General features: G+C 75.3%; 2 protein-coding genes. One reads left to right on the forward strand and one right to left on the reverse strand.

All coding sequences use genetic code 11. From position 1 onward, the window contains the following. Positions 1 to 133: 133 nt before the first annotated feature. Positions 134 to 1,237: an ABC transporter permease gene (locus ACSNOG_RS30430; protein ID WP_436755930.1), complete on the reverse strand. Its 1,104-nt coding sequence runs from the start codon at positions 1,235 to 1,237 to the stop codon at positions 134 to 136. 165 nt (positions 1,238 to 1,402) lie between these two features. Between ACSNOG_RS30430 and ACSNOG_RS30435 the strand changes: the two genes are divergently transcribed. After that, the coding region (locus ACSNOG_RS30435; RefSeq protein ID WP_436755931.1) for a type I polyketide synthase at positions 1,403 to 8,930 on the forward strand (7,528 nt) is incomplete at its 3' end.

Genomic DNA, 8,930 nt, shown 5'->3' on the forward strand with positions numbered 1-8,930 from the left:
ATTCCGCCCCCGCATTCCACTAACGGAATTCGTAAGTGAGCCAGCTCTCATGGGCGCCCTCACACCCGACAGCCCCCGGAACAACACACCGCAAACACTCACACGCACCGCGTCAGCAGAAAGGAGAAGCGGTTCAGTCCTCGGCTGCGAGGGTCCGTGCCGTGTCGCGTCCGCCGGGGTGGCGGTGCCGCCAGATCCAGAAGACGGTGCAGGAGAGGGCGGCCCAGGCGATCAGTACGGCGAACGGGAAGAAGTGCTGGTGCTGCCGGAAGTAGACGGCCGTGTGCTGAGCGTTCACAGACGCTCCCGGCGGCAGCCAGCGGCCGATTTCGCCGAGGAGCGAGGGCAGCAGCGGCCAGGAGACGGCGCCGCCGGAGGAGGGGTTGCCCAGCAGGACCATCAGGCCCCAGGTGGGCAGCATCGCCCACCGCCCGAAGAGGGCGTTGCACATCGTGAAGAACATGCCGGAGGTGAACATGGTCAGGGCCAGGATCAGCCAGGATTCCGCGAACGGAAGCCGTACGGCGTCCAGCCCCCAGTCGACGATCGCCGCGATGGTGAAGCCGCCGAGCGCGGAATAGGCGGCGGTGAAGGCGATGCGTTCGGCCGGGTTGAGCTCGCGGGCGTGGACGCTCATCTGGATGGCCCCGACGAAGCCGACGATGACCGACGCCAGGGTGATGTAGAAGAGCGCGAGGCCGCGCGGATCGCCCTTCTGGAGGGGATTGATGTCCCGCACGGCCACGGGGATGTCGATCTCCGCGCCGACCCGGGGCGCCGTTTCGGCCAGCAGCTGGGCGACGGTGGCCCCGGAGGCACCGGAGACGTCCAGCTCGGCCGCGTGGCGGCGGTCCTGAAGGACGGCGTAGACCTGCTGGTTGTCGACCGCGTTCCGGGCCTCCTCGTAGGTGGGGAAGTGGCGGAGCCGGAGCTCGGCGCCCAGTGCCCTTTCCATGCCCTGGACGAATTCGGCGCGTTTGATCTCGGGCGCGGGAACGCCGGTGACGGCGGTGGGGATGTTGTGCGGGGTCGGGTTGGCCATGGCGTAGGTGTAGGACCCCGCGAAGAGTCCGGCGGCCGCGGCCACGATGAGGACGAGCACGGTGGCGGGGAAGAACGGTGAGTGCCGGAACGCCGACCAGCGTGCGCGGGCACGATGCCGCTCGTCGGCAGGGCGGGCGGGGCCGGCAGGGTGCGCGGAGCCGTGGGGCGTGCCGGCGCCGTTCCCTTCACCCATGAGGTCACGATAAGCAGATCATCCGGGCACGGCGCGGCCCGTGGTCCGCCCGGGGGGCGGCCCGGTCGGCCGCCGGCCCTGATCTCCGGCCTCAGCCCTCGGTACGGTGTGCGAGCGGGAGCGCTGTCCTTCGCCCCCGTGACCCGAGGGGTGGGGGATGGCGGGATGCGGGACGAGCTCATACGTGCACTGCCCGACGCGCTCAAGGCGCACGCGGCGCAGATGGCGGACAAGACGGCGTTCCAGGATGCACGGCGTGGCGTCACCTACGGGGAGCTGGAGGAACGGACCGCGCGGCTGGCGGGCCACCTGGCGCGGCTGGGGGTGCGGCGGGGCGACCGGGTCGCCCTGCACCTGGGCAGCCGGGTGGAGATGGTGGAAGGGTTCCTCGCGGTCCTGCGGGCAGGAGCCGTAGGGGTTCTGCTCGATCCCGAGGCGGCGGAGGCGGAACTCGCCTCCTTCCTCGACGACAGCGGCGCCGTCGCGGTGATCACCGAGGAGACGGGGCTGTCCCGGCTCACCGGCACGGCTGCAGCCGCAGCCGCACGGCCGGAGCTGTGCTCACGGATCGTGGTGGCGGGCACGGACGCCCTGCCGGAGGCGGTGGCCGCAGGCACACACGCGTTCGAGGAGCTGGCCGGGACGGATCCGGGGCGGGCGCCCCGGGACGACCTCGGCCTGGACGAGCCCGCCTGGATCCTCTACACCTCGGGCACGACGGGACGCAGCAAGGGTGTCGTCTCCAGTCAGCGCGCCGCGCTGTGGTCGGTGGCGGCGGCGTACGTCCCGCTGTGGGGCCTGGAGCGCGAGGACCGGCTGCTGTGGCCGCTTCCGGTGTTCCACGCCTACGCGCACTCGCTGTGTCTGCTCGGGGTCGTCTCCGTGGGGGCCGGCGCCTTCCTCCTCGACCGGAGCGAGAGCGTCGCGCAGGCGCTCGCCGAGCGGTCGTACACGCTCCTGGCGGGGGTACCGGCCACGTACCACCTGCTCACGGAGGCGCTGCGCCGGGCGCCGCGGCCACAGCCGCCGTCCGGCCTGCGCCTGTGCGTCACCGCGGGCGCGCCGTGTCCCCCGGAGCTGCGGGCAGCCGTCGAGGAGCTGCTGGGTGCCCCGCTGGTCGACGGCTACGGCAGCACCGAGACCTGCGGAAAGATCGCGGTCGCCACGCCCTACGGGCAAGCCGGCCCCCGGGAGGAGGGCGGCAGGCCGGGCCTCCTGCCGGTTCCCGGCGTCGACGTCCGGCTGACCGATCCCGGCGGTGGTGCCGACGGTGATGCCGACGGCAGTGCCGAGGTCGCCGACGGCGCCGAAGGGGAGATCCAGGTCCGCGGGCCGAACCTGATGCTCGGCTACCACCGCCGCACGGAGGACCCGGCACTGCTTGAGGAGTCAGCACGAGCGTTCAGGGACGGCTGGTACCGCACCGGCGACCTCGGGCGGCGCGTACGCGGCGGCCGTCTGCTGGTCACCGGCCGGGTCAAGGAGCTGATCGTCCGCGGGGGCGAGAACGTCAACCCGGTCGAGGTCGAGCACGTCCTGCTCGGCTGTCCCGGCGTCGCGGACGCGGCCGTCGTCGGCAGGCCGCACGACGTGCTGGGCGAGGTGCCCGTCGCCTTCGTGGTCCCCGGCCCGCACGGCGTCGACACCGGCCGGGTCCGCGCCGTGTGCCGGGAGCGGCTGTCGGGCTTCAAGGTCCCCGACGAGGTGTACGAGACCGGCTCCGTGCCCCGTACCGCCTCCGGGAAGACCGACCGCCCGGCGCTGACCCGGCAGTTGGCGGAACGGCTCGCCGCGGCGCGCGAGGACGCCGCGTCCGCCCTGCGCCGGCGTCTGCTCGCCCTGCCCGCTTCCGGGCGCCGCGATGCCCTGCTGCGCCTCGTCCTCGCCCACGTGGCGGACGTCGCCGGCGTGCCGGAGCAGGACCTCGACCCGGGGCGGCCCTTGAGCGCCTCCGGCGTCGCCTCCCTCGGCGGCGTGCTGCTGCGCGACCGGCTCGGCGCGGACACGGGGCTGGAGCTGCCCGCGACGCTGGTGTTCGACCATCCGACGCCCGGCGCCGTGGCGGAGTTCCTGCACTCCGCCCTGCTCGACGGACATGCCCGCCCGGCACCCCGTACGCCCGGCAGAAGGAAGCGCAGGGCGCCCGCCGAGCCGGTGGCCGTCGTCTCCATGGCATGCCGGTTTCCGGGAGCCGTCGACGACGTGGCGTCCCCGGAGGAGTTGTGGCAGCTGGTCGCGGACGGGGCCGACGCGACTTCCGACCTCCCTGGTGACCGCGGCTGGGATCCGGCGGCCCTCTTCGACCCCGACCCGGACCGGCTGGGCACCTCCGTGACCCGCCGCGGCGGCTTCCTGCGCCGGGCGGCGGACTTCGACGCGGCCTTCTTCGGGATGTCGCCCCGCGAGGCACTGGCCACCGATCCGCAGCAGCGGCTGCTGCTGGAGACGACCTGGGAGCTCTGTGAACGGGCGGGCATCGCCCCGGCGTCGCTGCGCGGCAGCGACACCGGCGTCTTCGTCGGCGTGATGCACGACGACTACGCGGGCCGTCTCCTGCACGGGGGCCCGCACGCGCTCGAAGCGCATCTCGCGCTGGGCTCGGCCGGCAGCGTGGCGTCGGGCCGCATCGCGTACGCCCTGGGGCTGCACGGGCCGGCCGTCACGGTCGACACCGCCTGCTCGTCGTCCCTGGTGGCGATGGACTGGGCAGCGCGGGCCCTGCGGTCGGGAGAGTGCTCGCTGGCGGTGGCCGGCGGCGTCACCGTGATGGCCACTCCGGCGGCCTTCGTGGCGTTCAGCAGGCTGCGCGGCCTGGCGCCGGACGGCCGGTGCAAACCGTTCTCGGCCGCCGCCGACGGCACCGGCTGGGCCGAGGGCGCCGGAGTGGTCCTCCTGGAGCGCCTCTCCGACGCCCGGCGCAACGGCCATCCGGTGCTGGCCCTGCTGCGCGGCTCGGCCGTCGGATCCGACGGCGCCTCCAACGGCCTCACCGCGCCCAGCGGGCCGGCCCAGCAGCAGGTGATCGCCCGGGCACTGGCCGACGCCGGGCTGTCCCCGGCCGACATCGACACCGTGGAGACCCACGGCACCGGTACCGCGCTCGGCGACCCCGTCGAGGCCCGGGCGCTGCTGGCCGCGTACGGCCGCGAGCGACCCGCCGGACGGCCGCTGTGGCTCGGCGCGCTGAAGTCCAACATCGGGCATGCCCAGGCCGCGGCCGGTGTCGGCGGAGTCATCAAGACCGTCCTGGCGATGCGGCACGGGCGCCTGCCGCGCATCCTGCACTGCGAGGAGCCGTCCCCCGGCGTGGACTGGTCCTCGGGCACCGTAAGGCTGCTGACGCGGGACGAGGAATGGCGTCCGGCGCCCGGCAGTCCGCGCCGGGCGGGCGTCTCCGCGTTCGGCATCGGCGGGACCAACGCCCACGTCATCCTGGAAGAGGCCCCGGCCGGCACGGAAGCTACAGGAACCGCCGCCCCTCGGCGCCCTGTGGCGATGCCGCCCCTGCTGCTGTCCGGCGCGGACCCGCAAGCTCTGCGCGCACACGCTGCGCAAGTGGCGTCCCTGCTGCGGCAGCAGCCCGGGACGGCCCTCCTGGACGTGGCGTACTCCCTTGCCACGACCCGGTCCGCCCTCACCCACCGGGCGGCGGTCACCGGAGCGGACCGCGAGGCGCTGCTGAGCGCTCTGGACGCGTGGGCGACAGCCGGAACCGACCTCGACGCCGGCCCCGGCCCCGATGCCGGGCCCGGTACAGGGGCGAGGCCGATCGCTGCCCCCGGGCGGCTGGCCCTGCTGTTCTCCGGCCAGGGCGCGCAGCGGCCGGGCATGGGCCGGAAACTGCACGGGGCCTTCCCCGTGTTCGCCGCCGCCTTCGACGCCTTGTGCGAACGGTTCGACGCCGAAGGCCCGGAGCGGCCCCTGCGCTCGGTGCTGTGGGCGGAAGAGGGCACCGAAGACGCCCTCCTGCTCGACCGGACCGACTTCGCACAGGCCGGGTTGTTCGTCTTCGAGGTGGCGCTCTGCCGGCTTCTGGAGGCCTGGGGAGTGCGGCCGGACGTCCTCGCCGGGCACTCCGTCGGTGAACTCGCAGCGGCTCACGTCGCGGGAGTCCTGTCGGAACCGGACGCGGTGCAGCTGGTCGCGGCACGGGGCCGGCTGATGCGAGACCTCCCCGGCAGGGGCGTCATGGTGGCGCTGGAGGCCTCTGAGCACGAGGCCGAGCAGGAACTGGCCGGCTGGGAGGACCGGGTGGCGGTCGCGGCGGTGAACGGCCCCCGGTCGGTCGTCCTGTCCGGTGAAGAGGACGCCACGCTCGCCGTCACGGCCCGCTTCGCCCGGCAGGGGCGCCGCACCACGCGGCTGCGGGTCGGCCACGCCTTCCACTCCCCCTTGATGCAACCCATGGTGGAGGCGTTCGGGCGTGTGGCGGCACGTCTGACGTACCGCGCGCCGCGGATCCCGGTGGTGTCGGCACTGACCGGACGCCCGGCCGCCGGGGACGACCTGTGCTCGGCCGCGTACTGGGTGCGCCACGCCCGCGAAACCGTGCGCTTCGGGGACGCCGTGCACCGGCTCGCCCACGACGAACGGGTGACTGCCTTCGCCGAAGTGGGACCCGGGGCACAGCTCACCGCTGCTGCCGCAGCCGGCCTCGCCGCACACAGCGAACAGCCAGGCAGCGAGCAGCCGGCCGAGGGCCCTGAGTTCATCACCACCGCGCGGGAGGGCGCCCGGGAGGCGGAGGAAGTCCTCGCCGCGCTCGGCCGGTTGCACGTCCACGGTGTGCCGGTGGACTGGCACCGGGTGTACGCGGGGAGCGGCGCCCGGCCGGTGGATCTGCCGACGTACCCCTTCCAACGGCGGCGCTACTGGCTGGACGCCCCGGCCCCGGCCGCCCCCACCCCCGGCGCGGCCGGGCCCGGCCATCCCCTGCTGCCCGAGTCGGCCACCGTCCCCGGCACGCAACGCCTCCTGTGCACCGGCCACCTGTCCGCGTCGGACCAGCCGTGGCTGCGCGACCACGTCGTCGCCGGGCAGATCCTCGTACCTGCCGCCGCGTTCGCCGAGATGCTGCTCCAGGCGGGCGACGTCTGCGGGCTGGACACCGTCGAGGACTTCGTCCTGACGGCCCCGCTGGTCCTGCCCGGCTCCGGCGACCGGGTCCGGGTCCAGGTGGTCCTCGGCGAACCGGACGCCTCCGGACGGCGAACCGCCGACGTTCACTCCCGTCCGCAGCGCTCGGGCCCGCTGGATCCGTGGACGCACCATGCGACCGGGCGGCTCACCCCGGCCTCCGGGGCCCCGGGCGGGCTCCGGGACGTCTCCCGTACAGGCGCCTGCGCATGGCCGCCCCAGGACGCCGCGCCCGTCGACGTCACGGGTGCCTACGAGCGTCTGGCCGGCGCCGGGTACGCGTACGGCCCCGCGTTCCAGGGCGTGGCGGCCGTCTGGCGGGGCCCCGGCGAGGAGGAGGTGTACGCAGAGGTGCGGCTGCCGGAAGCGGCTGGCGGCGGCGCGCGGCGGTACGGCATCCACCCCGCCCTGCTGGACGCCGCGCTGCACGCAGCGCTCCTGGCCGCGCCGTCCACCGGTCCCGTCAGGCTGCCGTTCGCCTGGCGCGGCCTGACCGTGCACGCCGTCGGGGCCACGGCCCTGCGCGTACGCATCCGCGCCGCCGGTACGGACAGCGTCGCCGTGGACCTGGCCGACCCCGCCGGGCAGCCGGTGGCACGGGTGGAGTCCTTGACCACCCGGCCGCTGCCGGAGCCCGCCGACGCCACCGCGGGCGCGGGTGTGAACGGTGGCGGAGGGCTGTACGTCCTGCGATGGGCCGCCCTTCCGGCCGGCGGCGAAGGGCTCCCTTCCTCCGAGGGACTCTCCTCGTCCGACGGGCTCCCCTCGTCCGACAGGCTCGCCTCGTCCGACAGGCTCGCCGCCGGCTCCGACGGGCTCGCCGCCTCCGTATCAGCACCGGACGACCCGGGGCAGGTGGTGGTCTCCCTCGCCCCGTCACCGGAAGGCGATCCCTCAGGGACGGATCCCGCTGCGGGTACACGCCGTCTGACAGCCCACGTCCTGGACCTGGTGCAGACGCACCTGTCCGCTTCGGCAGCGCCCGGTGCCCGCCTCGTCGTGGTGACCCGTGGCGCCACCTCCCCCGCGCCCGACTTGCCGGCCGCCGCCGTGTGGGGCCTGCTGCGCTCCGCGCAGGCGGAGTACCCCGGGCGCCTGACGGTCGTCGACACCGACGGCCGGCCCGAGTCGCTGCGCTTGCTGCCCGCCGCCGTCGCCACCGGCGAGCCCCAGCTCTCCCTCACCGGCGGTGCGGTCCGCGTCCCGCGCCTGGCGGACACCGAGGCGCCGTCACCGGCCGTCTCGCCCACCGGACCGCCCGCAGCTGAAACGTTCGCCGACGGCGCCGTCCTGCTCACCGGCGGCACCGGAGCCCTCGGCGGGCTGCTGGCACGGCACCTGGTCACCCGGCACGGCGTCCGGCACCTGGTGCTCGTCAGCCGCCGGGGTCCGCGGTCGGAGGGGGCGTCGCGCTTGCAGACCGCGCTCGAGGAAGCCGGTGCCCGCGTGGACGTGATCGCCTGCGACGTGGCCGACCGCGCGCAACTGGCGGCCGTCGTGGAGAAGTACGCCGACCGGCTGAGCGCCGTCGTCCATACGGCCGGCGTGCTGGACGACGGCGTGCTGGAAGGGCTTTCGCCCCGGCGGCTGGAAGCGGTGCTGCGGCCGAAGGCGGACGCCGCCTGGCACCTGCACGAGCTGACGCGGCATCTGCCCTTGTCGCACTTCGTCCTGTTCTCGTCGGCGGCCGGGCTGCTGGGCAATCCGGGTCAGGCCGCCTACGCCGCGGCGAACGCTTTCCTGGACGCGCTCGCCCACCACCGCGCCGCCCAGGGCCTGCCCGCCCTCTCCCTCGTATGGGGACCGTGGGCGGGCGGGGAGGGGATGGCGGCGCGCACCGAAGGCGTCGAGCGGGCCATGGGCGGTGTGCTGCGGGCGGTCGCGCCCGGGCAGGGCCTGGCGATGTTCGACGCCGCGCTGGGCAGGGGCGAGCCGGTGCTCGCTCCCCTGCTCCTGCAGGCGGACCGTTCCGGGCTGACTACCGCCTCCGGCACACCCGTACCGCCGCCCCTGCGCGCGCTGTTGCGCCCGGGGCGACCGGCCGCCGCGGGCGGGCCCGGGTCCGGGTCCGGGTCCGGGTCCGCCGGTGGCATCGGCTCCGCCGGAGCGGGAGCGGACACCGGTACCGGTGACGCGGCCGGGGCCTGGCGGGAACGGCTCGCGGCGCTGCCGGAAGCCGACCGCGCGTCCGCGCTGCTGGAGCTCGTCCGCGCGGAGGTCGCCGCGGTGCTCGGCCATCCGGACGCGGCCGCGGTGGCGCCCGGCCGTCCCTTCACCGAGCTGGGGTTCGACTCTCTGACGGGGGTGTTGCTGCGCAACCGCCTCGGCCTCCTCACCGGTCTGCCGCTGCCCGCCACCCTCACCTTCGACCGGCCCAGTGTCGCGGAGCTGGCCGGTCATCTGCACGAGGAGCTGGCCGGCGCCCCGCCGCGGGGCCCGAAGACCTTGCCCAACGGTCCGGGCGCCCCGCCCGAAGGCCCGAGCGACCCGCCCGACGGCCCGGGCACCCTGCCCGCCGGCACGGACGCCCCGCCCGGCGTCACCCTCGCCGCCCCAC

This window comes from Streptomyces sp. URMC 124 (assembly GCF_051386455.1).
Taxonomy (GTDB): Bacteria; Actinomycetota; Actinomycetes; order Streptomycetales; family Streptomycetaceae; genus Streptomyces.